The sequence below is a fragment of the Devosia sp. Root685 genome, from assembly GCF_001427875.1.
Taxonomy (GTDB): domain Bacteria; phylum Pseudomonadota; class Alphaproteobacteria; order Rhizobiales; family Devosiaceae; genus Devosia.
Genome location: NZ_LMHK01000002.1, coordinates 307,079 through 333,122, shown reverse-complemented (window position 1 = coordinate 333,122; position 26,044 = coordinate 307,079). Strand labels below are relative to the sequence as shown.

The 26,044-nt window shown below is 62.3% G+C and carries 27 protein-coding genes; 20 read left to right on the top strand and 7 right to left on the bottom strand.

Annotated features, from left to right (window positions below; all coding sequences use genetic code 11):
• Positions 1-196 precede the first annotated feature (196 nt).
• Positions 197-1,282, top strand: coding sequence for an ROK family protein (locus ASD83_RS10330; RefSeq protein ID WP_162249151.1), 1,086 nt, complete (start codon positions 197-199; stop codon positions 1,280-1,282).
• Between the two features lie 3 nt (positions 1,283-1,285).
• Here the strand turns inward: ASD83_RS10330 and ASD83_RS10325 are convergent, their stop codons facing one another.
• A complete protein-coding gene (locus tag ASD83_RS10325) occupies positions 1,286-1,915 on the bottom strand; it encodes a TetR/AcrR family transcriptional regulator (protein ID WP_056310581.1) in 630 nt (209 codons plus the stop codon).
• A gap of 73 nt (positions 1,916-1,988) precedes the next feature.
• Here ASD83_RS10325 and ASD83_RS10320 point away from each other — a divergent pair, with 73 nt between their 5' ends.
• Positions 1,989-2,720 carry an SDR family oxidoreductase gene (locus ASD83_RS10320; RefSeq protein WP_056310579.1) on the top strand — a complete coding sequence of 244 codons (732 nt, stop codon included), beginning with the start codon at positions 1,989-1,991 and terminating at the stop codon, positions 2,718-2,720.
• A gap of 202 nt (positions 2,721-2,922) precedes the next feature.
• Complete coding sequence (locus ASD83_RS10315) at positions 2,923-3,459, top strand: AAA family ATPase (protein WP_056310577.1); 537 nt, start codon at positions 2,923-2,925, stop codon at positions 3,457-3,459.
• 33 nt (positions 3,460-3,492) lie between these two features.
• Here the strand turns inward: ASD83_RS10315 and ASD83_RS10310 are convergent, their stop codons facing one another.
• Positions 3,493-3,987: a MarR family winged helix-turn-helix transcriptional regulator gene (locus ASD83_RS10310; protein ID WP_056310575.1), complete on the bottom strand. Its 495-nt coding sequence runs from the start codon at positions 3,985-3,987 to the stop codon at positions 3,493-3,495.
• A 66-nt stretch (positions 3,988-4,053) separates the two neighbouring features.
• Here ASD83_RS10310 and ASD83_RS10305 point away from each other — a divergent pair, with 66 nt between their 5' ends.
• The 3 genes from ASD83_RS10305 to ASD83_RS10295 are packed head-to-tail and all read left to right on the top strand — an operon-like array spanning position 4,054 to position 6,115.
• Positions 4,054-5,247, top strand: coding sequence for an FAD-dependent oxidoreductase (locus tag ASD83_RS10305; RefSeq protein ID WP_056310573.1), 1,194 nt, complete (start codon positions 4,054-4,056; stop codon positions 5,245-5,247).
• A 47-nt stretch (positions 5,248-5,294) separates the two neighbouring features.
• Entirely contained in the window at positions 5,295-5,675 is a 381-nt protein-coding gene (locus tag ASD83_RS10300) for a hypothetical protein (RefSeq protein WP_056310571.1), read from the top strand.
• Positions 5,672-6,115 (top strand): MarR family winged helix-turn-helix transcriptional regulator, encoded by a 444-nt coding sequence (locus ASD83_RS10295; protein ID WP_056310569.1) that lies wholly within the window; start codon positions 5,672-5,674, stop codon positions 6,113-6,115. Before ASD83_RS10300 ends, ASD83_RS10295 begins: the two co-directional genes overlap by 4 nt.
• Positions 6,116-6,118: 3 nt before the next feature.
• Here ASD83_RS10295 and ASD83_RS10290 read toward each other — a convergent pair whose 3' ends face one another.
• From ASD83_RS10290 to ASD83_RS10275, 4 genes are all read right to left on the bottom strand, one after another.
• Positions 6,119-6,556 carry a GNAT family N-acetyltransferase gene (locus ASD83_RS10290; protein WP_200946494.1) on the bottom strand — a complete coding sequence of 146 codons (438 nt, stop codon included), beginning with the start codon at positions 6,554-6,556 and terminating at the stop codon, positions 6,119-6,121.
• Positions 6,557-6,771: 215 nt separating this feature from the next.
• On the bottom strand, positions 6,772-7,821 hold the full coding sequence (locus ASD83_RS10285; protein ID WP_056310567.1) for a LacI family DNA-binding transcriptional regulator: 1,050 nt from the start codon (positions 7,819-7,821) through the stop codon (positions 6,772-6,774).
• Between the two features lie 130 nt (positions 7,822-7,951).
• Positions 7,952-9,061, bottom strand: coding sequence for a CehA/McbA family metallohydrolase (locus ASD83_RS10280; protein ID WP_056310566.1), 1,110 nt, complete (start codon positions 9,059-9,061; stop codon positions 7,952-7,954).
• 139 nt (positions 9,062-9,200) lie between these two features.
• Complete coding sequence (locus ASD83_RS10275) at positions 9,201-12,287, bottom strand: alpha-mannosidase (RefSeq protein WP_056310563.1); 3,087 nt, start codon at positions 12,285-12,287, stop codon at positions 9,201-9,203.
• Between the two features lie 292 nt (positions 12,288-12,579).
• Between ASD83_RS10275 and ASD83_RS10270 the strand changes: the two genes are divergently transcribed.
• The 3 genes from ASD83_RS10270 to phnN all read left to right on the top strand — a co-directional run bounded on the left by ASD83_RS10270 (position 12,580) and on the right by phnN (position 14,973).
• Positions 12,580-13,137, top strand: coding sequence for a flavin reductase family protein (locus tag ASD83_RS10270; RefSeq protein WP_244489139.1), 558 nt, complete (start codon positions 12,580-12,582; stop codon positions 13,135-13,137).
• Between the two features lie 139 nt (positions 13,138-13,276).
• Positions 13,277-14,419 carry an alpha-D-ribose 1-methylphosphonate 5-triphosphate diphosphatase gene (locus ASD83_RS10265; RefSeq protein WP_056310561.1) on the top strand — a complete coding sequence of 381 codons (1,143 nt, stop codon included), beginning with the start codon at positions 13,277-13,279 and terminating at the stop codon, positions 14,417-14,419.
• Entirely contained in the window at positions 14,416-14,973 is a 558-nt protein-coding gene (gene phnN, locus ASD83_RS10260; protein WP_244489138.1) for a phosphonate metabolism protein/1,5-bisphosphokinase (PRPP-forming) PhnN, read from the top strand. The genes ASD83_RS10265 and phnN overlap by 4 nt, the downstream gene beginning before the upstream one ends.
• 131 nt (positions 14,974-15,104) lie before the next feature.
• Here phnN and phnF read toward each other — a convergent pair whose 3' ends face one another.
• Positions 15,105-15,830, bottom strand: coding sequence for a phosphonate metabolism transcriptional regulator PhnF (gene phnF, locus ASD83_RS10255; protein ID WP_056310557.1), 726 nt, complete (start codon positions 15,828-15,830; stop codon positions 15,105-15,107).
• 76 nt (positions 15,831-15,906) lie between these two features.
• Here phnF and phnG point away from each other — a divergent pair, with 76 nt between their 5' ends.
• The 11 genes from phnG (at position 15,907) to phnE (ASD83_RS10200) (ending at position 25,925) form a co-directional block, all read left to right on the top strand.
• Positions 15,907-16,362 (top strand): phosphonate C-P lyase system protein PhnG, encoded by a 456-nt coding sequence (phnG, locus tag ASD83_RS10250; RefSeq protein ID WP_056310555.1) that lies wholly within the window; start codon positions 15,907-15,909, stop codon positions 16,360-16,362.
• Entirely contained in the window at positions 16,362-16,955 is a 594-nt protein-coding gene (gene phnH, locus ASD83_RS10245) for a phosphonate C-P lyase system protein PhnH (RefSeq protein ID WP_056310553.1), read from the top strand. Before phnG ends, phnH begins: the two co-directional genes overlap by 1 nt.
• A gap of 1 nt (position 16,956) precedes the next feature.
• Entirely contained in the window at positions 16,957-18,027 is a 1,071-nt protein-coding gene (locus tag ASD83_RS10240; RefSeq protein ID WP_056310551.1) for a carbon-phosphorus lyase complex subunit PhnI, read from the top strand.
• Between the two features lie 169 nt (positions 18,028-18,196).
• Positions 18,197-19,066: an alpha-D-ribose 1-methylphosphonate 5-phosphate C-P-lyase PhnJ gene (locus tag ASD83_RS10235; protein ID WP_056310550.1), complete on the top strand. Its 870-nt coding sequence runs from the start codon at positions 18,197-18,199 to the stop codon at positions 19,064-19,066.
• 153 nt (positions 19,067-19,219) lie between these two features.
• On the top strand, positions 19,220-19,996 hold the full coding sequence (gene phnK, locus ASD83_RS10230) for a phosphonate C-P lyase system protein PhnK (protein ID WP_056310548.1): 777 nt from the start codon (positions 19,220-19,222) through the stop codon (positions 19,994-19,996).
• Between the two features lie 117 nt (positions 19,997-20,113).
• Complete coding sequence (phnL, locus tag ASD83_RS10225) at positions 20,114-20,815, top strand: phosphonate C-P lyase system protein PhnL (RefSeq protein WP_056312282.1); 702 nt, start codon at positions 20,114-20,116, stop codon at positions 20,813-20,815.
• Positions 20,812-21,423, top strand: coding sequence for a DapH/DapD/GlmU-related protein (locus ASD83_RS10220; protein ID WP_056310545.1), 612 nt, complete (start codon positions 20,812-20,814; stop codon positions 21,421-21,423). The genes phnL and ASD83_RS10220 overlap by 4 nt, the downstream gene beginning before the upstream one ends.
• A gap of 237 nt (positions 21,424-21,660) precedes the next feature.
• On the top strand, positions 21,661-22,488 hold the full coding sequence (gene phnC, locus ASD83_RS10215) for a phosphonate ABC transporter ATP-binding protein (protein ID WP_056310543.1): 828 nt from the start codon (positions 21,661-21,663) through the stop codon (positions 22,486-22,488).
• A 53-nt stretch (positions 22,489-22,541) separates the two neighbouring features.
• Positions 22,542-23,450 carry a phosphonate ABC transporter substrate-binding protein gene (gene phnD / locus ASD83_RS10210; protein ID WP_082561102.1) on the top strand — a complete coding sequence of 303 codons (909 nt, stop codon included), beginning with the start codon at positions 22,542-22,544 and terminating at the stop codon, positions 23,448-23,450.
• A 154-nt stretch (positions 23,451-23,604) separates the two neighbouring features.
• Positions 23,605-24,579: a phosphonate ABC transporter, permease protein PhnE gene (gene phnE, locus ASD83_RS10205; protein ID WP_056310541.1), complete on the top strand. Its 975-nt coding sequence runs from the start codon at positions 23,605-23,607 to the stop codon at positions 24,577-24,579.
• Positions 24,580-24,581: 2 nt separating this feature from the next.
• Positions 24,582-25,925: a phosphonate ABC transporter, permease protein PhnE gene (phnE, locus tag ASD83_RS10200; RefSeq protein ID WP_056310540.1), complete on the top strand. Its 1,344-nt coding sequence runs from the start codon at positions 24,582-24,584 to the stop codon at positions 25,923-25,925.
• The last annotated feature ends 119 nt before the right edge of the window (positions 25,926-26,044 follow it).

Sequence of the window (26,044 nt, the reverse complement as noted above, 5' to 3'; positions counted from 1 at the left end):
CAGCGTCAGCGCAATACGAAAAAATTTGCATGACAACGAAACAAGAGTGTGACGATGCTGTCTTTGGGGGTCTTGAATGGAAGATTGGCAAGTGGATCAAGGCTCTAAGGGCGCAGATTGGGAGGCCTTGCGGGCACCGCTTTCGGTCCGTAAAAATTCACAAGCTGGTTACTTACGGCTTCTTGCCGAAGCGATGATGACCGACGAATTGCAGCAGCGACCGGCGCTGGCTCAGAAAATCGGCCTGTCGCGCATGGCTGTTTCGGAACTGCTGGCGGGGCTCGAAACGCGGGGGCTGGTGCAGGTTGCCGGGGCAATCGGGGGCGCGCCGGGGCGCTCGCAGCTCTCCTATACGATCAAGGCCGATGCGGCGATGACGGTGGGCTTTGACGTCGGCGGCACCAAAGTTGCGGGGGCATTGAGCGATCTGCGCGGGCACATCCTGGCGGAATTGACCGAACCAACGGTGCTGACGGGGGCGGAGAATCTGGTTGCGCAGTTGGGGCGCATGACGGCGACGCTATGCGACATGGCCGGGGCACCGCGGTTTCGGTTGCGGGTCGGCGCGGTGGGCGTGCCGGCGGCCGTGCATCCGGAAACGGCGGATCTGAGCCTTGCGGGCAATGTGCCGGGGCTGGAGGGGGCCAATCTGCGCGGCGCGCTGGCGGCGGCAATGGGCGTCGATGTGCTGATCGACAATGACGTCAATCTCGCGCTCCTGGCGGAAGTGGGACAGGGCAGCGCCAGGGGCCGACAGAACGTGGCCTTTGTCGCGCTCGGGACCGGAATCGGCGCGGCGCTGATGATCAATGGACGGTTGCTGCGCGGCGCGCATGGCGGGGCCGGGGAAATCGGCTACATGCCGCTTTGGCGGATCGATGCGCCGGGGGTGCCCTCGCTCGAAGAGCAGGTGGGCGAGGCCGGGATAAGGCGGGCTTATGTGGCGGCGGGCGGGGACGCGGCGCATACGGTGCGCGATATTTTTGCGGCAGCCGAAGCGGGCGATGGTGCCGCGGCGGTGGCGCTCGATGCGGCTGGCGAGACTGTGTCGCGCGCCATTCTGGCCCTCCTGGCGCTGGTCGATCCCGATATGATCGTGCTTGGCGGCAGTATCGGGGCGCGGCCGGAATTCATCGCGCGGGTCGAAAACAAGGTTTCGGGCACCTGGGAGCGCCGGGTCGGGCTGGTGCGCAGCCAGAGCGGCGGGCGCGCCGGACTGCTGGGGGCGCTGGAACTGGCGCGGCGGCATATGCTGGACGAAATGTTCGGGGCGCTGCCCTGAGGGCTAGCCGCCCGAGGCTTTGAGGTAGGACAGGCACATGGTTGCCAGCTGACGGCGAATTGCCAACTGCTGGGCGGATGGCAGGTTGCGCTCAAACACGTTGCGCACCGTGCCGAAAATCACAGAGAGAAGCGTGACATTGACGAGATCGATGCTGGCATAATCGGCATCCGGCGCGCTTTTGAGCATGGCCATGGTTGCCGCGTCCATGCGTTTTGCGAAAGCGTCGATCAAGGCCTCGTTGTCGAGTTCGACTGCCGAGCGGTAGAGGGCGCGCGTCACCTCGCTTCGCTCGGTCTTGGCCTGCCAATAGGCTGTGACCAGCGCTTCGACCATGGCTTCGGTCGAGGCGCCATATTGTGCCCGGCAGGCTGCCTCGACGCGTTCGGCCACCAGATCAAGATAATGCTCATTGAGCGCATAGAGCAGCGCCTGCTTGTGCGGAAAATACTGGTACATGGTGCCCACCGATACGCCCGCCCGTTCGGCGACGCGCGTCGTGGTCAGGCGATGAATGCCCTCGCGCAGCAAAACCTGAATAGTCGCCTCGAAGATCGCCTCTACCGTCGCGACCGACCGGGCCTGGCGCGGTCTTTTCCGGGGGTTCAGGTGCTGGGGTGGTGCCGCTTGCATATGCGAATCCCAAAGATGAATGATCCTTCATATATTGATCGCAGCCTTTTGGCCAATATGTGAAGGACATTCGATGACTGAGACGAAGAGAATTGCGCTGGTGACGGGTGCCAATAAAGGCATTGGTCTCGAGATTGCCCGGCAGTTGGGCGAGGCGGGCGTGATAGTGCTGATGGGTGCGCGCAACCTGCAGCGCGGTCAAGATGCCGCCGGCGATCTGGCGGAGGCCGGCCTGGCTGTGGCCGCGATCGAAATCGACGTCAACGACGAGGCGACCATCGCTGCTGCCGCCGAAAAAATTACCGGGGAATATGGCCGGCTCGACATTCTCGTCAACAATGCCGGCATCGTCGATGGCGAGGACGGCCCACCCTCCATTGCCACCACGGCTGCCGCCCGCAGGCTGATGGAAACCAACTTCCTCGGCGCGCTGGCCGTTACGCAGGCCATGCTGCCCTTGCTGCGCCGCGCCAAGGCCGGTCGCATCGTCAATCTTTCAACCACGCTGGGCTCGCTGGCCATCAATGGCGATCCGACTTCGCCTTACTACGAGGCCCGGTTGATCGGATATAATGCGTCCAAGGCGGCCCTCAACATGCTGACAGTGCAATTGGCGGCGGAATTGAAGGACACGGCCATTGTCGTGAATTCGGTCGCCCCTGGCTATGTCAGGACCGACCTGACGGGCGGCAATGGCTTCATGACACCGGCGGAGGGGGCACGTCTGCCGGTTACCTATGCACTGCTGGGTCCCGACGCCGTTTCCGGCAGCTTTGCCGAGCCGCAGGGCAATGCGCCCTGGTAGGTCCTGACGTCGATGCGGGCGGGAATGGCACCTGCCCGCGAGGCGCGGTGGGGGCGAATTGGGTTTGGAAATCGCTCGGGCAACCGATGACGATCAAGGACGTGACGGGCGAGGGCCGCGTTCAGGTCTGACGAGATTGGAATTGGCTTGGCAGCGTGACACTTTGGGGGCTCGTTAGCGTTGCCGGGGCAGGAGTGGGGGCATGATCATTGTCTTGAACGGTTATCCGGGGGTGGGAAAGCTCAGTATAGGCCGGGAGCTCGCTTCTGTGCTTGGCGGTCGGCTGCTGGATATCCACTCGGTTTACAATATCGCCTTTGCGCTGACCGAGTTTCGATCGCCCGAGTTCCGGGACGCGGTTGAAGAAGTGGAGGCCATCGCCCACAAGCTGGTCCTGCGATTGCCCGATGCCGTTCCTGTCGTGTTGACGACCGTCCTTGCCGGCGACAGCGACTGGGCCAGGGCGGAGTGGGATCGGATCGTTGCTCTGGGAAATGCCAGGCCGCCGTTTCTAGTCGTTCACGTGCATTGCGATCTCGACGAGAACATTCGCCGTATCCAATCGCCTCAGCGCGACGAGAAACGAAAGCCGAGGGACCCGGACATGGCCCGTCGCAATCAGCGCGATGGCGAGGTGCTGGCCGGTTTCGATGCCCCGCATTTCCTCGCAATCGATACGACCGGGAAAACGGCAATGGAGGCGGCGCAGGATATCGCGGCCTGGGCCGGGGCGGTCTGATGCTGGTTTGTGGGGTGGCGCTGGGCTTGGCGCTCAGGCCTTCTCCGAAGCCATTCGCGTTCTGAGCTGTTCCGTCATTTCGCGCTGGACGGCCATTGCTTCTTCGATGACTGCTGCGACGAGGAGCAGTTCTGCCGCGTTTCGTTTGCCGAATACCCGCTCGCCTGCCGCGGCCAGCGGGAGATAGGCCTGCTGGATCAGTTCGTATGTGGCCGGCCCGATTTCCACCCAGACCTTGCGCCGGTCGCTGGGGTCGGCGCGGCGGATGACGAAGTTGCGCGCTTCGAGCCTGTCGACCAGCGAGGTTACCGCGGCGGGCGTCAGGCGGGTGGCTTTGGCTATGGCGCTGGCGGTCTGGGGACCTTCCCTGAGGAAACTAAGGCAGAGCCGCTCTTTTGGGCCGAGCTGGAAAACCTCGCCAACGGCCTCGTCGTAAAGCTGGGTCGCATCCTGCCATGCCGCGATCAGCCCACCGATCTCGGCGATGAGTGCAGGCTTTTCGAGCCTTGATCCATTTGTTTCGATCATCTAATTATCAATTCATCGAATATTAAGATCACCCATTGTGCCGTGATGGGAAGGGCCGAGGCAAGAATGAAAGCACGTATAGGAATTGTCGGGGCCGGCTTTGCGGGTCTGGGGCTGGCGCTGGCGCTCCATAAAAAGGGCTTTGCGCCGACGGTATTTGAAAAGCGCGAGGAGCGTGGGATCGTCGATGAAGGCATTTTCCTGACGCTGGCGCCGAACGGCGTCAATGCCTTGCGGCCACTCGGCATCGCCGAGGCGGCAATTGCAAGCGGTATCAGGACCATGGGTCTGGCGCTGCATAACGAGAATGGGGTCTTTCTCGGCGGCATCGATTATGCCGGCCATGCCGAGCGGTTCGGGGCGCCCTCGGTCACCATTCGCCGGGGCGTGTTGAGCGCGATATTGCTTTCGGCCGCGCGGGCCGCCGGCGTGGAGCTGCATTTTGGGGCGGGCGTGAGCGGGGTCGAGGAGCAGGACGGCGGTGTTGTCTTGCGGCTGGCAAGCGGGGCGGTGCATGAATTCGACTATCTGATCGGTGCCGATGGTCTGCGCTCAAGCGTGCGGCAATTGGTGATGCCCGAACTGGCGCCGCCGGCCTATAACGGCCTTTTGGGCGGCGGCGGGATCGTCGATGTGCCCGGCGTGCCCGCTACCAATGGGCGGATGATCATGACCTTTGGGCGGCAGGCGTCGCTGGGCTATATCAAGGAGGGGGATGGGCCGGTCTATTGGTTCAACAGCTTTCCTGCGCCCGAGGGACGCGGCCAGTTTGCCGAGCGGGCGCAGCTTTCGGACTTTGTGACAGCGCTGCATCACAGTGACCCCGAGATAAACCGGCGCATCATCGAGGCTGCGGCGCCGGGCATCGAGCGCTTCTATCCCGATTTCGATATTCCCGATCTGCCCTTCTGGTCGCGGGGGCGGGTGGTTCTGATCGGCGACGCGGCACATGCGGTGACGCCGCATTCGGGACAAGGGGCCTCGATGGCGCTCGAAGACGCCAATGTCCTGGCGGCATGCATCGAGGCGGAGGGCACATGCCAGTCCGCCTACCAGCGATTTGAGGCGCTGCGCCGGAAGAGGGTTGCCGCGGCGGTCCGGCTGGGGCGACAGGGCGGTACGGCGAAAAAGGCGCTCAGCTGGTTTGCCCGCCGGGTGCGCGACGTCGCGCTGCCGATCTTCATTCCCATTGGGCAAAAGGGACAGGAGAGGCTGTTCGAATTTCGGGTGGATCGAGACCCTTTGGTGTTGCCGGACTAGGTTGCTGGCGCTCTTGCAATTATATGCGTTTTGCATATAAATACTGTATGAGATCAAATCTGGAAGACGCCATCGTTGAATGGCATGGCAAAGTGAACGCCGGCGATCTGCAGGGGGCGGCAGCGGCGGTCGGCGATCCGATCGTCGTCCTCGGCCCCAAAGGTGCCGGCCCGATTTCGCCTGATCAGTTTGCGGACTGGGTGGTGCGGTCGGGGATACGGCTGGTGCCGCGCTCCTGGCATCCGGTGAGCGAGCGGCTGATGGTGGTCGAGGAAGATGCGACGTGGCCGGGGAGCGGGAAGCCGACGCATGTGGCGACGGTTTTCCGTGTCACGGGCGCCAAGGTCACTGCGGCACTGCGGTTGCCGGACCTCAGATCGGCTCTGGAGCTGGCCTATATCTGCAGGGAAATGGCGGCGTCCGAATGAGTACGATGGGGCCGGGGGAGCTGCTGTTCGGTTTCGTGCGGCATTGGTCGCGCCGCGCGGGGTCGGATGCCGCGATGGCCGAGCAGGGGCGGCTGGTGCTGGTGACCGAGGCGGTCAATTCGCTTGTGGCACGCGGCGAGCCGGCGACGGTGAACGCAGTTGCATGGTCGCTCGGCATCGACCAAAGCGGCGCATCGCGTCTGATCAAGGGGGCGGTGGACGCAGGGTATCTGACGATGATGGCGGGCCCGACTGACCGACGCCGGCGGGCGCTTTCCGTTACCGCGGCTGGACACATCGCGTTGGGACAGGCGCATGCGTGGCAGGAAGAGGTTTTTGTCGCGCTGACCGCTGGTTGGAGCGAGCAGAGACGTGATGACTTTGAGAAGGCGATGGCCGATCTCATCGCCCGATCCTATGAGATCGGCGCCCCGGACTGAAGCCTAGATCGGCAATGTCAGGATTGGGCGTTCCCACGTTACCTTGGCCGTGGGTGGCTTTGTGCCGGTGATCGTGGCGCCCATTCTTTGGTAGAAACCGACCGAAGGGGGATGGGAGACGATCTTGACGGCAGACAAGCCGCGGCGCTTTGCTTGGTTCGCCATGTGTTGAAAGAGTGTTTTGCCGAGGCCTGTTCCTTGCGCGCTATCGGCAACGAATAGCAGGTCCAGCTCCGGCTCGCCGGCAAGGGTCAGGCTGTAAAAGCCTGAAATGGCGCCATCAAGGAGCGCGACGTAGAAGAGGTCTTTCGCCAGCTGGGCGGGCGTGATGGCGTAGCCTTCGAGAATGCTGGCATAGGCGCCGGTATAGGCGCTCGAGGCATGCATCAACGCGGTCAGCGGCTCTGCATCGGCGGGCTCGGCAGGTCTGATCGTGAGCAAGGCAACCCTCTTCGCAAATTCGGTGCGCTTCTAGCAGCATCGAGGGCTGGTTGCGACATCGGCTTGGGGCTTTGTTGCCGGTTCCTGAACCGGAAAATTCCGGCCATCCACCGGCTGTCAGCCCGGGCTCTATCCCGAGATATCGAGATGGGCCCCGGCCTAAAGCCGGGGTGACAATCGCGTTTGTGGGTGCATTAGACGAAAAGTGACGAGAGCTAGCCGATCGTCCGTACGCTGCCGCGGATGGTCAGGCGGCAGCCGAGTTCGAGGCGGTGGGCCGGCGGGTTGAGGGCGGTGTTGATGATGCGCCGTTCGAGGAGGTGGAGGGCAGAGGGGCCCATATGTTCGAGGGGGACGGTGACCGTCGTCAGCGAGGGACTGGTGAATTCGCCGAGGGCCACGCCGTCGAAGCCGACAATGGAGACATCCTGCGGCATGCGGATGCCGGCGCGGTTGAGGGCGGGCATGATGCCGAGCGCCAGATTGTCGGCGGCGCAGAAAATGGCGGTGATACCGCCCAGCCCATCATGGGTTTCGAGCCATTGCTGGATGGCGGCGGCGCCGAGTTCGGGCAGGTAGCCTTCGGCGAGATGCACATGGGCGCCGTCGAGCGGCAGGCCATTGACGCGGAAGGCATCGAGAAAGCCGTCGCGGCGGCGGCGGATGGTCGAGCGGCCTTCCCAGGTGAGATGCAGGATATTGCGATGGCCCTGGCCGATCAGCCAATTGGTGGCGTAGCGCGCGCCGAAGCGATTGCCGGGGGTAACGCTGTCGATCTGCATTTCATGATCTTCGCCATTCATCAGCACGGCGGGAATTTGGGCGGCGGCGATATCGTGGAGGAGTTCGGGACCGTCGTCGTTGAGGAGCAGGATGCCATCGACCTCTTCGCTGCGCGCCCGATCGACCACTTCGGCGCCGCTGACGCGGGGATGGTCGATTTCCATGGCGACGACGCGAATGGCGCGGCGCTCGCATTCGCGCGTGAGGGCGCTGAGCAGGGTCCAGGAGAAGAGGTTGTGCTCGTTATGGGGCAGGGTGTCGCTCGGCACGACGAGCAGTACGCTGCGCAAAACGGCAATGGCGGCCTTGTCGCGCCGGCGGGCGAGATAGCCGAGGGTATTGGCGGCATTGAGCACGCGCTCGCGCACTTCGGCGGAAATGGGCGCCGTGCCGTTGAGGACGTGCGAGACGGTCGAGACCGCGACGTCGGCGGCCTCGGCGATGTCCTTGATGCCGACCTTGCGGCTTGGGTCTCTTACCATCTATCGGCACATCATGTTGTTATCCACCGGCTGTCATCCCGGCTTTAGGCCGGGATCCATCCTGATATCTCAAGATGGGCCTCGGCCTTCGCCGGGGTGACATCGAGTTTGGGGGTGAGTCAGGGACGGATCAGAAATCCGGATCGTAGTTGAAGTAGATGGGGTTGGACAGGGCGACCATGTTTTGGCTCTGGGCCATGGAATTGGGGACTTCGGGATAGGGGGCCTGGGGGCCTTCGATTTCGACGCGATAGTAGCTGCGCGCGTCGGGCGAGGGGGCATCGACGAAGCGGACGGAGCGGGTGGCGGGGTCGGTGATGAAAGTGCCGAATTCTTCGCGGTTTTTGATGACGCGGACCTTGTAGGACGCGCCGGGGATGCCGCCGCCGGAGAGGCGGACTTCGAAGGTCACCGGGCCGCCGGAGGGGATGGCGTTGTCGCCCATCATCAACTCGAACTGGCCGTCGCCATTGGTATCGGCATAGAGCTCGACACGGGGATTATAGGGGTTGGAGCTGACCGAGGCGCGGCCCTGTTCGAGCGCCTTGAGGATGGCGGGCTTGGTGCGGGCGGTGGCGAAAATCCAGGTCGTGGGGGTGCCGACATAATTGCCGGTGCCTTCGATGGTCAGGGGGACGATCTTGGCCGGGTCTTCGGGGATGCCATGGTGGGAATCGCTGCCGCCGCGGGCGCCGATCATGCGGCCGGAGAGGAGCTGATCGTCCCAGATGCGAAGGCTCGGGATGTTTTTGGGCCAGACGCTGGTGTTCCAAATCTCGACGCTATCGGCGAGATCGAAGGAGAAGCCATAGTGGTTCTTGTGGTGGGGGTGGTTGGCGGACCAGTGGATGCCGAGGTCGTTTTTGAGCTTGAGGAGGTCCCAATCCCGGGCGTTGCGGGCGTCGAAAATGCGCTGGTGGTCGTAGGGTTCGGCGGAGAGGATGTTGACGTGGCCGCGGGGGGCGGTGAGTTCGGCGCCGTAAAAGAGCAGGACCGAGTCCGAGCGGAATTCGGGATCGGCCCAGGTGTTTTGGGCGACCGCGCCCTCTACATGGACGTCGTGGTCGGTGATGGCGAGATAGTCAAAGCCCATGCGCTCGGCAAAGGCGATGATGCGCGATTGCGGATTGTTGGATGAATCGGTCGAGTGGCGGCAATGCATGTGCCAATCGCCCTTGAGCCACATGCCGATCTGAAAGCCGGGGGGCGGGGGCAGGGTTTTGGGGAGAGGCGGGATCATGGTGGCCTTTGGGATTTGTGTTGATGGTCCCGGCTGCAGATCAAGTCCAACTGCTGGGATTCATCTTGAGATCTCGGGATGGGCCCCGGCCTTCGCCGGGGTGACAATCGCGTTTGCGGTGGCGGTGGTGACGGATGATCTAGCCTAGCGCCAGAGTGAGAATTTGGAAGGGCTTGAAGGCCAGTTCGACCGTGTCTGCGCTCTCCGCCAGAGTTTTGACGTCTGTTTCGTAGAGGTCTGTTTCCGCGATGCGCGTTGCTTTGGGCAGGGTGAGGGTGACCGTGCCGGCGCGGTTTTGGGTTTCCCAGAGGCGGAGGATCGTGCGCTTGCCGTCTTCGCTGGGTTTGACGGTTTCGATGGCGATTTGATCGCTGGAGAGGGTGGCGATGGGGGCCGGATGGTGCGGGGTTTCGGCGCCGCCGGCGAGGAGGCGCAGGGGCAGGTTGAAGGCGGCGGCGGCGTTGTGGATGGTTTGCAGATCGCTGGCGTGGAGGAGCAGTGCATAGCGGAAATGGTGTTCGCCCTGGTCGGCTTCGGGCCATGGGAAAACGGGGGATTTGACGAGGGTCAGGCGGAGGGTGCTGCCCTTGGCGTCGTAGCCATATTTGCAATCGTTGAGCGCGGCGACGCCGAAGCCGGCCTCGCTGAGGTCGACCCAGCGATGCATGGAGGTTTCGAAACGCGCCTTGTCCCATGAGGTATTGGCGTGGGTGGGGCGGGTCAAATGGCCGAACTGGGTTTCGGCGCGGCTGACATCGGTACGGATATCGAGGGGGAAGCCGGTTTTGAGCAGCGTCTGGTGCTCATGCCAATCGACAAGGGTGTCAAACTCGAGTTGTGCAGTGTTTTCGGCGAGCGAAATGACCTGGACGATGCGGGAGGCTTCATACGCCCAGGTGAAGCGGATGGCGGCGCGGTAGGGGCCGTGTTCCAAAACTTCGGCGCTGACAAGATTATCGACCGGCCAGCTCTGGTTTTCGAAATTTTCATCGATGTCCCAGGCGTCGAAATCGATCGGGATATCGCGGTGGGCGACGAGGGCGTTGCCGACTTTTCCGGCCTGCAGGGCTTCGCGATTGCGCACTTTGTCGAAGAGGGAGGTGAGCTGGCCCTTTTCGTTGAAGCGGGCGCGGAGGAGGGCGTTTTCGAGGAGGGCTGGCGAGACGGAGAGAGTGCTGGCCGGTAGTGGTGCGGCAGAGGTCGCGAGGCGCAGGGTTTGGGTTGCGAGGCCGGGGACATTGGTCAGCGGAGCGACGCTGGTAAGCGTGCCGTCGGCGCGGGTGATTTCTTGGGATGGGATGGTGACGCCGTCGATCTCGATGCCGGTGGCGTCGGCTGGAAGGGGCAGGAGATCGGTGCGGGCAAAACTGGTTGAATTGAGGACGGCGTGGTGGCCGGTGGCGGCGAGGGCGGCGCCGAGGGTTTGGGCGAGATCTGCTGCTGCGGCGAAGAAGGCGGCGTAGTCGCGGTCGCTGTCCTCATAGACAAAGCCGATGGAGGTGCCGGGCAGAATGTCGTGGAACTGGTTGAGGAGAACGGTCTTCCAGAGGCGCTCGATGGTTTGCCTGGGATAGGGGACGCCCTGCTGGGCGGCAAGCGTGCCGAGCAGTTCGAGATCGTGCAGGGTCTGTTCGGCGAGGCGATTGTTGCGCTTGTTCTTGGCGACCGAGGTCAGGGTGCCGCGGTGATATTCGAGGTAGAGTTCGCCGACCCAGTTGGGGAAGGCTTCGGGCTCGCTTCGCATGCGGCTAACGAGGCGCTCGAAATAGGGCGCCATGGGTTCGTGGCGAATTTTCGGGCAGCCGGGAATGCCGCGCTCCATGCGGCGGACGTTTTCGAGCATGCCGCGGGTCGGGCCGCCGCCGCCATCGCCGTGGCCATAAACGAGGAACAGTTCGTCGTGGAGGCCCTGCTGGCTGAAGCGTTTCCACGTGCCCATGACGTGGCTCGGGACTAGATCGGGGCAATAGGTGGTGTTGATCCCGTCATATTCGTAGCGCTGGGTGGTGAGGAAATAGGCCGGGACCTTTGTGCCGTCCAATCCCTGCCAGAAGAAGATTTCATGCGGCATGCGGTTGGTGTCGTTCCAGCTCATCTTGTGGGTGATGAACACTTCCAAACCCGAGAGGGCCATGAGCTGGGGCAGGGCGGCGGTGTAGCCAAAGGTGTCGGGGAGCCAGACGATTTTCGGCGTCACGCCGAATTTGTCCTGATGATATTTAACGCCCTTGGTGATGTGGCGGACGAGGCTTTCGCCTGAGGCGATGACGACATCGGGTTCGAGCCAGAGGGCGCCCTCGATTTCGAAACGGCCGGTTTTGACCTGGGTCTCGATGCGGGAGAAGAGTTCGGGATAGTCTTCTTCGAGGTAATCGAGCAGCACGCCCTGATTGTACATGAAGCGGTAGTCTTCATATTCGTCCATCAGGGAGAGGGCATTAGCCATGGAACGGGCCATTTTCTGCCGCGTCTCGCGCACGCGCCAGAGCCAGGCCACGTCGATATGGGTGTGGCCGGTGGCGACGATCTCGGGCATGGCATCGGCGTCGGCCTCGGCATAGAGCGCGTCGGCGCGGAGGCGGGCGGCTTCGAGGCTTTGGGCAAAGCGTTCGGGATTGCCGGGGCGGAAATCGACGAGATCGAGGGCGGCTTCGATATGGCGGAGCAGGCGGGCGCGGCGGGCGTCGTCGGCCTTGAGGAGGCGCGCAACGTCGAGGGGAACTTTCAGGTCGTAATAGACGATCTCGGCGAGGCGGTCGTGGGCGACGAGTTCGACGGCAAAGCCGAGCTGGCGGCGATCTTCGATGGTGCCGGCTTCGATGAGGAGGTCGATGGCCTGGCCTGCTACGGCGTTGCGGGCGATGGGGAATTCGCGGTGGTTGCCATCGCCGCCGGAGACGATGCGGCCATCGAGGCGGACCAGAAGCTGCGGATCGCTGCGGCCCATGACGGAGCCGAACTGGGCGTGGACGCGGCCAAAGATGGATTTGCCAGCGAGCGTTGCGGGAATGGTGACCTGGCCGCCGAACCAATAATAGCCATCGGGCTCGCCCCAGACGAGGCTGCGATCCACCCCTGTCCAGGCGCTGCGGTCTTGCTCGACCACGGCATAGCGCTCGCCATTGGCCGCGGGCCGGTAGCGGAGGGGCACATGGACGCCGCTGGGCAGAAAAATGCGCTCGCGCAGGGCGGCGAGGAGGCGGTCGAGCGTGGCTATACGAGGCATGGAGATATGGCGCCGAGTTCTTAGGGACGGTTGGTGGCCTGATGGCGCGGCGATTATAGGGACGGCGCGAGGATATGGAACAAGAAGGATTGCATCGTTGCAAGAATTCTGGCGCCGAGGGTGTGATTACCCATTAAAATATTAGTCTATAGAATTAGTGGATATAAATTTCTCTGCGGCGGGTTGTGACGGGAAACTGTGCTCCCGGGCGGCCTCCCGCCTTTTGGCGAGGGGGGCTAGTCTTTCCCCAGGCTTTGCGTCCTTGCATTGGCGCGGGATAGGAGAACTGACTGTGTCGATTGTCGATTTTGCAAACTATGCGCCGGTTCGGCAGCCCGAAAATACTGTCGATGCATCTGCGTTCAGGCAGGCCATGCGGAACCTTGCCGGGGCGGTGAGCGTGATCACCGTGGGCACCGGCGAAAATCGGACGGGGTTTACCGCGACCTCGGTGTCCTCGTTTTCGGCGGAGCCGCCGACCATTTTGGTGAGCCTTAATCGCGGTTCGTCCTCCTGGCAGGCGCTGCGCGATGCCGGATCGTTTGCGGTCAATATTCTGACCGATGGGCAATCGGCCATTGCGGACCGATTTGCCGGGCGCGGCGGGATCAAGGGAAATGATCGCTATGTTGGCTGGGACTGGAACCGGCTCGATAGCGGCAATCTGGGGCTCAAGAACGCGGTGGCGGTGATCGATTGCGAACTCGATGAAGCGATCGAGCGGCATTCGCATGCGATCGTCTTGGGGCGGGTGCGCTCGGTGGAGCTGTCGACGGACTTGCAGCCGTTGCTCTATTGGCGCGGGCAGTATCAGCAGTTGTTGCCGACGCTCGATCCGTTCCAGAGCTGATTTCGGTTGGGTCGCGAATGAGACCGCTCCCGCAGCGGGGCGCGGTGCGGTAGAGATGTGAAGCTTGGGCGTGTCGTCGCCCTGTCACATTGTCGGGCTATCGCACCGACCTTTCTCATTCGAACCTGCTGAAGCGACCATGCAAGCCCTTGACGCGACTGTTCTTACCAATGCCCGGATTGTGCTGGCCGACCAAGTGCTTGAAGGCGCGGTGGAAATCACCGGTGGCGTCATTACCGACATCGGAACGAGCGCCAGGCGCGGCACGGATCTCAATGGCGACTACCTGATTCCGGGGCTGGTTGAACTCCATACCGACCATCTGGAAACGCACTATGCGCCGCGCCCGAAAGTGCGGTGGCATCCCGTCGCCGCCGTGCAGGCGCATGATGCGCAGATCGCGGCTTCGGGGATTACCACGGTGTTCGACGCCATTCGCGTCGGTATCGATGAACATGCCGATATGGGCATGGACGAATTGCGGATTTTGGCCGATGCGATCACGGCCGGCGTCACTGCCGGGCGGCTGCGGGCGGATCACCTGATCCATCTGCGGTGCGAGGTTTCGGCGCCGGATTGTCTCGCCAGCTTTGAGAAGATCATGGACCACCCGCTGGTGCGGCTGGCTTCGCTGATGGACCATGCGCCGGGGCAGCGGCAGTTTGCGAGCCCGGATGCCTATAAGGTCTATTATCAGGGCAAGCTCAAAATGAGCGATGCGGCGCTGGCCGAGTTCATCGCGAGGCGGTCTTATGAATCAGAGGCTTATTCGGACAAGCATCGCAGGGCGCTGGCGGCGCTGAGTGCCGAGCGCGGGATTGCGCTGGCGAGTCACGATGATGCGACTTCGGCGCATGTGGACGAGGCCGTGGAGCTTGGTATCCGCATTGCCGAATTCCCGACGACGCTGGAGGCGGCAAAGGCGTCGCGCGATGCGGGGATGGCGATCCTGATGGGCGGACCCAATGTGGTGCGCGGCGGGTCGCATTCGGGCAATGTTTCGGCGCGCGATCTGGCGGCGGCGGGGCTGCTCGATATTCTGTCTTCGGACTACATTCCCTTTTCGATGCTGCAATCGGCGTTCTGTCTGGTCGATGAGGTGCCGGGGATAAGTTTGCCGGAGGCGGTCAGTTTTGTGACCAAAAGGCCGGCGGATGCGGCGGGTTTGGATGACCGCGGCGAGATTGCCGTGGGCAAGCGGGCCGATCTTGTGCATCTGCGGATCGAGGAGGGTATTCCGATCGTGCAGACCGTATGGCGCGAGGGGCGCCGGGTGATATGACCGGCACTTTCGTCGCCGTGGTTGGCTCCAGCGGGGCCGGCAAGGACAGTGTCATGGCTTATGCCCGGGAGCGGCTCGGCGATGATGTGGTGATCGTGCGGCGCGTCGTGACGCGGGATGCCGATGGCGGTAGCGAAGACCACGATACGATGACGCTGGACCAGTTTGCGGCGGCGGAAACCGAAGGGCGGTTTGCGCTGAGTTGGCCGGCGCATGGGCTGCGCTATGGGCTGCCGGTGGAGCTGGAGGATGATTTGCATGCAGGGCGGGTGGTGATTGCGAACCTCTCCCGTGCGGTTATTCCGCAATTGGTGGCGCGCTATCCGAGTGCGGTGGTGGTCGAGGTGACGGCGGAGCCGCAGGTGATTGCGGCTCGGCTGGCGGGGCGTGGGCGGGAAGATGCCGCGGAAATCCAGCGGCGGATGGACCGGAGCGTTGGCGTGCGGCTGCCGGCGAGCACGGTGCGGATTGATAATTCCGGGGCGCTTGAGGTGGCGGGGGAGCAGTTCGTGGGGTTGCTGAGGGATCTTTTGCGTTTGCCGGCAGGGGGTTAGTCGGTCCTCTGGGGTCGCAAGAACCCCCACCTAGCCTCCCCCTGTTAGGGGGAGGGATCTGCCGGTGGCTCACCGACACAGATGCAAACTCGATGCGTCCCTCCCCCTATCAGGGGGGGTAGGTGGGGGTTTTACACCACCAATTCCATCCGTTCCGCCGGGAAACGCGTTAGCGCATAGGACAGCGGTAGTCCTTCCGGGTCGATGTCGACGGCTTCCGAAACCAGGACGATGGCGCCGGGGGCGAGGTTTAGGGAGCGGGTTTCTTCGACGTCGGCGTGGCGCGCGGAAATGCGGGTCGAAAAGCGGGAATAGTCTGCGATTTCATAGCTTTGGAAGACCAGCGTGGTCGATTGCATCTGCCTGATCCGTGCGGCGAAATCGGGGAAGCGGCGATAGGGGAGCCAGGTGGTGGAGCGCGAGATCGGCACGCCATCGGCGACCGACATGCCTTCGGTGCGGACGACCTTGGTGCCGGGTTTTAGGCCGAGGGCCTCGGCGACCTGGGCGGTGGCGTTTTCGATTTTGTCTGAGATGCTGACGGAGGTCAGGGAGCCGGCCTGGCCCCTGAGGCCTTCGCGGAAACGCGTGCGTTTGCCGATGGGGTAGCTGAGCCGGCGGATACTTTTTACGAAGGTGCCGCGGCCCTGTTCGGCGGCGACGACGCCTTCTTCGGCAAGGACAGCGAGGGCGCGGCGGACCGTGTGCCGATTGGCGGAAAAGCGTTCTGCCAGAAGGGCTTCGGTGGGTAGACGATCGCCATTGGCGAGCTTGCCGCCGACGATGTCGAGGCGGATGGCATCGGCGATCTGGCGCCAGAGCGCAACACCACCAGCGGCTGATTGCGATTTTGTCATTGCACTTTCACATGGGAAGCGTAGAGCGGAACTAGTGAGTTTAGTTGTCTAGTTTATTAGACAAGTTGAGGCAAGCATGACGACAGGGATTTCTGCCGAGCAAAGCGCAAGAAAGCGGGCGCTGGATGTTCTGGCCGCAGCGCCGGCCAAGGCGCTGGCCGAGCGCTGGGAGGCTTTTGGCGACAAGCCGGGCCATCAGCGCATTCGCGGGCCCGAGACCGGGCTCGTCATGGTGCGGGGCCGGGCCGGGGGCGGCGGGGCGCCGTTTAATCTGGGCGAGGCGACGGTGAGCCGGGCCAGCGTGCGCATTGTAACCGGGGAAGTGGGGCACGGGTATTGTTTGGGGCGCGACCTCGACAAGGCCGAGGCCATTGCGGTGATCGATGCGCTGCGCCAGTGCGATGCGGCCAAAGTGGACGCGGAAATTATTGTGCCACTGGAAGAGCTTATCTCGACGGGTGACGATAAGCGGGCCGAGGAAACGGCGGCCACGCGGGTGGATTTTTTCACCATGGTGAGAGGGGATAACTGATGCTTTCCCATGATTTCGGAGCCGGTTTTGCCGAGCCGGTGCGCGATGCGCAGGGTGTGTTCCGGGCTGTTCTCGACGCGCTGGCGAACCCCGGGACGGCGCAAAAACTGGCTAACATGAGCGGTGGCTGTGCTGCGCTGACGTCAGAATTGGCTAGCACACTGTTAACACTTGGCGACCACGACACGGCGATTTGGTTATCGCCCGCGCTAAATTCGGACGCGGTGCAGGGTTTTGTCGGGTTTCACACCGGCGCCGATGTGGTGAACGATCCGGCCAAGGCGAATTTTGCATTCGTGGCGCTCGGCGATGCGATGCCCGAATTGGGGCGCTGCAATCTAGGAAGCCAAGAATATCCGGATCGCTCGACCACCATCGTTGCGGAAGTGCCGTCGCTGAGTGGCGGCGCAAAACTGGTGCTGCGCGGGCCGGGGATACGCGAGACGCAGGACATTAGCCCGGTGGGATTGCCCCGGGATTTTCTCGCGCAGTGGAGCGAGAACCGGGAGATTTTTCCGCGCGGTGTGGACCTGCTGCTGGTGGCCGATGGCCAGGTGATGGGCCTGCCGCGGTCGAGCCGGGTGGAGGCGTAGGATGTACGTAGCTGTAAAGGGTGGCGAGGCCGCCATTGCCAATGCGCATCGCTTGTTGGCGGATCGCCGTCGCGGGGACCGTGCGGTGCCGGCGCTGCGGCTGGACCAGATTGTCGAGCAGCTGGGGCTGGCGGTCGATCGGTGCATGGGCGAGGGATCGCTTTATGACCGGGAGCTGGCGGCGCTGGCGATTTTGCAGGCGCGGGGCGACCTGATCGAGGCGATCTTTTTGGTGCGGGCCTATCGGACGACGCTGCCGCGGTTTGGCTATTCTGAGCCGATCGATACCGGGGCGATGAAAATCGAGCGGCGGATTTCGGCGACGTTCAAGGATCTTCCCGGTGGGCAGATGCTGGGGCCGACCTTTGACTATACGCACCGGTTGTTGGACCCGAGCATTGTGGGCGAGGATGCCGAAGTGCCGGTTGTGCGCGAGGCCGAAGGGGAACAGGCGCCGCGGGTGACTGATCTCTTGGGCCGGCAGGGATTGATCGAGCCCGATGGCGAATTGGCCGAGGGCGAAGAGGTTGGCGATCTGACGCGCGAGCCGCTGGATTTTCCGCTGGATCGGGATTTGCGGCTGCAGGCTTTGGCGCGGGGCGACGAGGGATTCCTTCTTGCGCTCGGCTATTCGACGCAGCGCGGCTATGGGCGGACGCATCCGTTTGTGGGCGAAATCCGCATTGGCGAGGTGGAGGTCGAGTTCGACATTGCCGAGCTGGGCTTTGCGGTGAGCCTCGGGCGCGTTCGGGTGACCGAATGCCAGATGGTCAATCAGTTCAAGGGTTCGGCGACGATCCCGCCGCAGTTTACGCGCGGCTATGGGCTGGTTTTCGGGCAGGCGGAGCGCAAGGCCATGGCCATGTCTCTGGTGGACCGGGCACTGCGGGCCAAGGAATTTGGCGAGGATATCGTGGCGCCGGCGCAGGACGAGGAATTCGTCATTTCGCACTCGGACAATGTGCAGGCGACGGGGTTCGTCGAGCATCTGAAGCTGCCGCATTATGTGGATTTCCAGGCGGAGCTGGATTTGATCCGGCGGATGCGGGCGGAGTTGGAGGGGGTGGAATGATGGTTACCAAGGCGTTGCCCCACCCCCTCCCACCCTCCCCCATCAAGGGGGAGGTGCTGCTCCACTCTTTTGGCTCGATCCAGTTTCAACCACCGGCCGGTACCTCCCCCTTGATGGGGGAGGCTAGGAGGGGGTGTTGCGGCATGAGCAGATTTCACGAGGCTCTGAAATGAACGCCGTCGCAAACTACAATTTTGCCTATCTCGATGAGCAGACCAAAAGAATGATCCGGCGGGCCATTTTGAAGGCCGTGGCGATCCCCGGTTATCAGGTGCCGTTTTCGTCGCGGGAAATGCCGATGCCTTATGGCTGGGGCACGGGCGGGGTGCAGGTGACGGCGTCCATTATTGGGCCGGACGATGTGCTCAAGGTTATCGATCAGGGGGCGGATGATACGACCAATGCGGTCTCGATCCGGGCGTTTTTTGCCAAGGTGGCGCAGGTGAAGACGACCACGCATACGGCCGAGGCGACGATTATTCAGACGCGGCACCGGATACCGGAGCGCAAGCTCGAGGCGGGGCAGATACTGGTTTATCAGGTGCCAATTCCCGAGCCGCTGCGCTTTCTTGAGCCGCGTGAGACCGAGACGCGAAAGATGCATGCGCTCGAGGAATATGGGCTGATGCATGTGAAGCTTTATGAGGACATTGCGCGGCATGGGCGGATTGCGACGACCTATGCTTATCCCGTGAAGGTTGAGGGGCGCTATGTGATGGACCCCTCGCCGACGCCGAAGTTCGATAATCCGAAGATGCATCGAAGCGAGGCGCTGCAACTGTTTGGGGCGGGGCGCGAGCACCGGATTTATGCGGTGCCGCCGCATACGGAAGTCGTGAGCCTGGATTTCGAGGATCATCCGTTCACGGTGCAGCATTTTGCTGAGCCTTGCGCGCTGTGTGGGGCTGAGCAGGTGTATCTCGATGAGGTGATTTTGGATGACCGGGGCGGGCATATGTATGTGTGCTCGGATACCGATCATTGCGAGGAGCGGCGGGACGCGGGGTATGTTGGGGTGATGGGGGAGGCGGCGGAATGATGCGTCTCGGAAGTCACCCCCTCCCAACCTCCCCCATCAAGGGGGAGGTGCCTCTCCACTCCTTTTGCTCGATCCAGTCCCAATCACCGGCCGGTACCTCCCCCTTTATGGGGGAGGCTAGGAGGGGGTGGGGCCTGCACACGGAGAATTCGAATGTCTGACGAACCGCTGCTGCGTGTCAGCAATTTGACCAAATATTACGGCTCCCGGCTTGGTTGTGCCGATGTCAGTTTCGAGCTTTGGCCCGGCGAAGTGCTGGCGATTGTGGGGGAGAGTGGGTCGGGGAAGACGACGCTGCTCAATACGCTTTCGGCCAATCTTGAGCCGACATCGGGCGAGGCGCTCTATCGGATGCGGATGGGCGAGTGGCGCAATATTTATGAGTTGAGTGAGGCCGAGCGGCGGTTTCTGACGCGGACGGATTGGGGCTTTGTGCACCAGAACCCGGCGGATGGGCTGCGGATGACGGTTTCGGCCGGCGCCAATGTCGGCGAGCGGCTGATGGCGGTGGGCGATCGGCACTATGGGCGGATCCGGGATACGGCGCTTGATTGGCTCGGGCGCGTGGAGATTGCGGCGGATCGGATCGATGATCAGCCGCGGAGTTTTTCGGGCGGGATGCGGCAGCGGTTGCAGATTGCGCGGAACCTCGTCACCGGGCCGCGGCTGATTTTCATGGACGAGCCGACGGGTGGGCTCGATGTGTCGGTGCAGGCGCGGTTGCTGGACCTGTTGCGGCAGCTGGTGGGGGAGCTGGGGCTTTCGGCGATTGTGGTGACGCATGATCTCGCCGTGGCGCGGCTTTTGAGCCACCGGATGATGGTGATGAAGGACGGGCATGTGATCGAGGCGGGGCTGACCGACCGGGTGCTCGACGATCCGCGCGAGCCCTATACGCAGTTGCTCGTCAGTTCGATTTTGCAGGTTTGAGCCTGTTGCAGCATCGCAGACCCCTCACCCTGCAATTTCTTCTGAACGAAGAAATTGCTGTCCCTCTCCCGCAAGGGGCGAGGGGAGGTGCGGTGGCTCACAAATATGGAGGTCGAAATGACCGCTCTATCAGTAAGAAATCTCGCAAAAACTTTTACCATGCACCTGCGCGGGGGGATCAGCCTGCCGGTGGTGGAGAATGTTACATTCGATATCAATCCGGGCGAGTGCGTTGTGCTCGGTGGGCCATCGGGCGCCGGCAAGTCTTCTATTTTGAAGATGGTTTATGGGAATTATGGCGTCGATGGCGGCGCGGTGTTGATTGCCCATGATGGGGCGCAGGTGGATTTGGCCAGTGCCGATCCGCGGACGGTTCTTACCCTGCGGCGCGATGCGATTGGGTATGTGAGCCAGTTTTTGCGGACGGTGCCGCGGGTTTCGGCGCTCGATGTGGCGGCGGAGCCGCTGGTGGTGCGGGGGATCGACAAGGCCGAGGCGCAAGGGAGGGCAGGGGAGATGCTGAGCCGGCTCAATCTGCCGGAGCGGCTTTGGGGCCTGCCGCCGGCGACGTTTTCGGGGGGTGAGCAGCAGCGCGTCAACATTGCGCGGGGGTTTATTACCCATCACCCGGTGTTGTTGCTGGATGAGCCAACGGCGTCGCTCGATGCGGCCAATCGGGCGGTGGTGGTTGATATGATCGCGCAGAAGAAGCGCTGTGGAGTCGCCATGCTCGGGATTTTCCACGATGAGGATGTGCGCAGCGCTGTGGCCGACCGGATTGTCGATGTGACGGGTTTTGCGCCGAGGGTGGCAGCATGAAGAAGCTGAGCGAAACGCCGTCGGTGCATGAGACGGCCGAGGTGAAGCAGTCGGTGCTGGGGCGGTATACCGAGGTGGGGGCGTTTTGCCATGTCGCACACTCGAGCATGGGGGATTATTCCTACTGCGTGAGTGGGACGCAGATTGCCTATTCGACGATTGGGAAATTTTCCAATATCGCCTCCAATGGGCGGATTTATGCCTCGATGCATCCGATGGAGCGGGCATCGCTGCATCATTTTACCTATCGCTCGGCGCAGTATTTTGAGGGCGAGGAGGATGATGTGGCGTTCTTCGAATGGCGCGAGAGCACGCCGATCAGCATTGGGCACGATACCTGGATTGGGCATGGGGCGGTTGTTATGCCGGGGGTGACGATCGGCAATGGGGCGATCATTGGGTCCAATGCGGTGGTGACCAAGGATGTGGCGGATTTTGCCATTGCCGTGGGTGTGCCGGCGAAGACGATCAAGCAGCGGTTTTCCGATCCGATTGCGGGAAGGCTGGATAAGTTGAAGTGGTGGGATTGGAGCCACGAGCAATTGCGGGTGGCACTGCCGGATTTTCGGGCGCTGGGGATTGAGGCGTTTTTGGAGAAGTATGAGTAGGGGGCACGCCCTCGTGGTTCGAGGGTCGCTGCGCTCCCACCTCACCATGAGGGCTACTTGAAGGCCGGCCTATAAGTAGCCCTCATGGTGAGGTGCTTCGCGCCAGCAAAGCCTCGAACCACGAGGGCGTGCCACCGCCACTGTCCCGTGCACAGTCATGGAACCGTCACCCAACCGTTATGCTGACGTTACGTACCCCCCTTAGGTGTCCCCCATCACAAAGGCGGGGCGCCAGGCATGCTCAAGATTTCGCACGTTACACGACGCTTCGGTGACAAGGTCGCCGTCAATGATGTGACGCTCGAAATTCCGCAGGGGCAGATGGTCGGGATTATCGGCCGCTCGGGCGCCGGCAAATCGACGCTGCTGCGCATGATCAACCGTCTTAACGACGTGTCATCGGGCTATATCGAATATGAGGGCGTGAAGACGTCGGAGTTGCGGGGCGCGGCGCTGCGCTCATGGCAGCGCGATTGCGCCATGATTTTTCAGCAGTTCAATCTCGTGCCGCGCCTCGATGTTATCACCAACGTGATGCTCGGGCGGCTCAATGGCCGCAATCCGGTGCTGAACCTCTTGCAGGTTTTTACCCCGGACGAGCAGCTTGAGGCGCTGAAGGCGCTGGAGCGGCTCGACATTGCGCAGACGGCGATGCAGTGGGCCCAGACGCTTTCGGGTGGTCAGCAGCAGCGCGTGGCGATTGCGCGGGCGCTGATGCAGAACCCCAAAATGATCCTGGCGGATGAGCCGATCGCCAGCCTTGATCCGCGCAATGCGCAGATCGTCATGGACTCGCTTCGTGACATCAATGCCGAGGGCATCACCGTCATCACCAATCTCCACACGCTCGATACGGCGCGCGCTTATTGCGAGCGCATCGTGGGCATGGCGCAGGGGCAGGTGGTTTTCGACGGCACGCCCGACGAGCTGACGACCGATGTCGCTCGCACCATCTACGGCGCCGATGGTCTGAAGGAGGCTTTTTCGGAAGCCATGACTTCGACCTCGATCGCGCCGGTGAAATTCCTGCCGCGTACGCCGACCAACGCGCAGCAGGCTCCCTAAGTCCAACGGTTTCAGGCCGTAGACCCATCCCGCGTCACCAAAGGAGACTTCCCGTGTCCGCGTTTTCGAAACTGCTCCTGGCCTCCGTGGCCCTCTCGATGTCGACCGCTGCCTTTGCCCAGGACGTGACTGTTCTGCGCATCGGTCTTGATGGCGGCGAAAACGAAGCCGATCAGCTGCGCCGTTCGGAATGCGTTGCCGAGCCGCTGAAGGCTGCAACCGGCGTTTCGGAAGTCCAGTTCTTCCCCTCGCCCGACTATAACGGCATCATCCAGGGCCTGCTTGGCGGCACTATCGATATCGCCATCATGGGCGCTTCGTCCTATGCCGCGATCTACCTGCAGGATCCGGAAGCCGTTGACCCGGTGCTGACGACCCAGCAGGCCGATGGTTCGACCGGCTACCACACGATCATGGTGGCGCGCGCTGACAGTGGGATCACCGATCTCGCTTCGACCAAGGGCAAGAAGCTTGGCTTTGCCGATCCCGATTCCACCTCGGGCTTCCTGATCCCCAACGTTGCCCTGCCGGCCGATCTCGGCATGCCGATCGCTGAATTCTACAGCGAAACCGGCTTTGGCGGCGGCCACGAAAACCTCGTGCTCGGCGTTCTCGATGGCACCTGGGATGTTGGCACCACCTTTGGTTCGGGCCAGGGCGAATTCTCGGAAGGTTATACTTCGGGGAACCTGCGCATCATGGTCGATAAGGGTCTCCTCGATATGGACGACCTGGTTGAAGTCTGGCAGTCGCCGATCATCCCGAACGGCCCGCTGATGGTTTCCAACAAGCTCGGCGCCGACATGAAGGCCAAGGTCACCGCCTTCTTCAAGGGCCTGCCGGAAGCCGATTTCGACTGCTTCGACGCGTTCACCGCTGGTGGCTATACCAACTTCGTCGATGCTGGTCAGCCGCTTTATCAGACCATCATCGACGCGCGTAAGTCGGTGATCGGCGGTTAATCTTCTGTTCCCTGGTGGCGATGCTTCGGCGTCGTCGCCTCCCCATTCCCTCACTCGGTGTCATCCCGGCCTTGAGCCGGGATCCATCTTGAGATCTCAGGATGGGCCCCGGCCTTCGCCGGGGTGACATCGAGAGTTTGGAAAGCTCCTGCCCATGGCCGATACCACTCATAGTTCGACTGGACTTTCGCCGGCGGGCGCGACGCTGCTGCAGCATTATCGCAGTCAGGTTATGACGCGGCGGGTTTATACGATCCTTGTCGTGGCCGGGGTGCTGGTCGCGCTGTTGGCGGCGATGTCCTATGCCAATTCGGCCAATTCGGGGAAGTTCTTCGAACGGCTTCCCTATATGTTCGACTTCATCAAGAATTTCATGCCGCGCGATCCCCTTGAGATCTTTCGCGCCATGTTTGGGCTGGAGTCGCCCTATTTCGATGGCTCGGCGAAGTACGATTATACGTCGAGCAATATCTATCTGACCGACACGATCTATATCCCGAATTTCATCTACCAGCTGATCGTTACGGTGAATATCGCCGTGGTTTCGACGATCATTGGTGGGACCTTTGCGTTTTGCCTGTGCTTCTTCGCGGCCACCAATTTGGTTGGCGCGGGGGCGGTGCGGTGGGTGGTTCGGCGCATCATGGAAGTGATGCGGGCTTTTCCGGAAATCGTCATCGCGGGGCTGCTTACGGCGGTGCTGTCGATCGGGCCGATTGCGGCTATTGCGGCGGTGTCGCTGCATACGGTCGGGGCGCTCGGAAAACTGTTTTTCGAGGTCGTTGAGAACGCCGACATGAAGCCTGACGAGGGGCTGAAATCGGTGGGGGCGAGTTGGCTGGAGCGCGTGCGCTACGCCATCGTGCCGCAGGTGATGCCCAATTTCGTGTCCTATGGGCTGTTGCGCATGGAGATCAATGTGCGCGCTTCGACCATTATCGGGGCGGTGGGCGGCGGCGGTATTGGCGAGGTGTTTCGGCTCTCGATCGGGCGCGATTATGCGGCGCAGACCTATGCGATCATTATCCTGCTGCTCGTGACCATCATTGCCATCGACCAGTTTTCGGGCTGGCTGCGGGGGCGGCTGGTGGGCAATGCAAGTCTCAATTTCGGAAAGGCGAGCGTCTGAAAATGTCAGCGATCAGTGCTGCCGAGCGCGCTCGGCTCGAACAGAAATTTCCCGAGGTTTTTAAAACCTCGTTTTTCAAGCGCCACGGGCTGATCGTCGGGATTGCGGCGGCGGCGCTCTATCTCGTTTTCTGCTGGTTCTTCTTCAATGTCGGGCCGGCGCTGCAGAACGGCAAATGGGATCGCGCCTCGATCTATGTGCAGGACTGGTATAGCTGGCGCGCCCAGCCGCGGCTGCGGTTTGGCGAAGATGGGGCGGTGACGGCGCAATGGTCGAGCCGTGGGCAATATCCGGCTGGTGCGACGATTGATTGGCTGACGCCGCATGATGATGGCAGCGTGACGGCGACGTTTGGCAGCGAGGCGGATCGGCTCGATATTTCGACCACGCAGGTGGACGTCTATATCAATGGCGAAGTCTGGCCGGTGACCATAACGGGTGATGCCGCGGTGGCGCCGGAAGGTGTGCCGGCGGCGATTGTGCAGGATCGCCAGAAGGTGATTGTCGATTATGGCTTTGAGGGGCAGGCGGAAATCCGCGCCAATCAGGTGGCGGTGCAGCGCCGGTTCCTTGGCTGGGCGAACTTTCTTTACGATACGAAATCGCCGCTGTGGGGGAATGACCTGTTCTCTTCAATCGGGCTGATGTTTTCGGGCGACCGGGTCAATCCCGAGATGAGCAACGCGCAATATGTGCTCAACCAGTGGCTCAACAATCAGGCCTGGCAGCATGCGGATATTCTCGTAAAGCTGTTCCAGACGCTGGTGATGGCCTTTGTCGGTACGCTGATGGCGACGCTGCTGGCCTTTCCGCTGGCCTTCTTTGCGGCGCGGACGATTACGCCGAACCGGACGACCAACTGGATGATGAAGCGGTTTTTCGACTTCATCCGCTCGGTCGATATGTTGATCTGGGCGCTGTTTTTCACCCGCGGTTTTGGGCCCGGCCCGATCCCCGGCATTGCGGCGATTTTCTTTACCGATACCGGCGCGCTGGGGAAGGTCTATGCCGAGGCGTTGGAGAATGTGGACGACAAGCAGCGCGAGGGCATGAAATCGGTGGGCGCGAGCCCGGCCTCGGTCAACCGCTATGGCGTCGTGCCGCAGGTGCTGCCGGTGTTCGTGTCGCAGTCGCTGTATTTCTGGGAGAGCAATACGCGCTCGGCCACGGTGATCGGCGCGGTGGGGGCGGGGGGTATCGGGCTCAAGCTGCTGGAGTCGATGGGCACCAATTCGGACTGGGACAAGGTGGCCTATATGGTGCTGCTGATCCTGCTGGTGGTGTTTTTGTTCGATAATATGAGCACCGCCATTCGGCAGAGGTTGATTGGCGGTACGGGGCATTAGAGCGCTGCGCGCCAGGCGATGAGCGTGGCACGAAGCCTCCACTCGCTCGACCTCGTGGTTCGAGGCTTTGCTCCGCAAAGCACCTCACCATGAGGCCTCTTGGAGAGGGATAAAAGCGA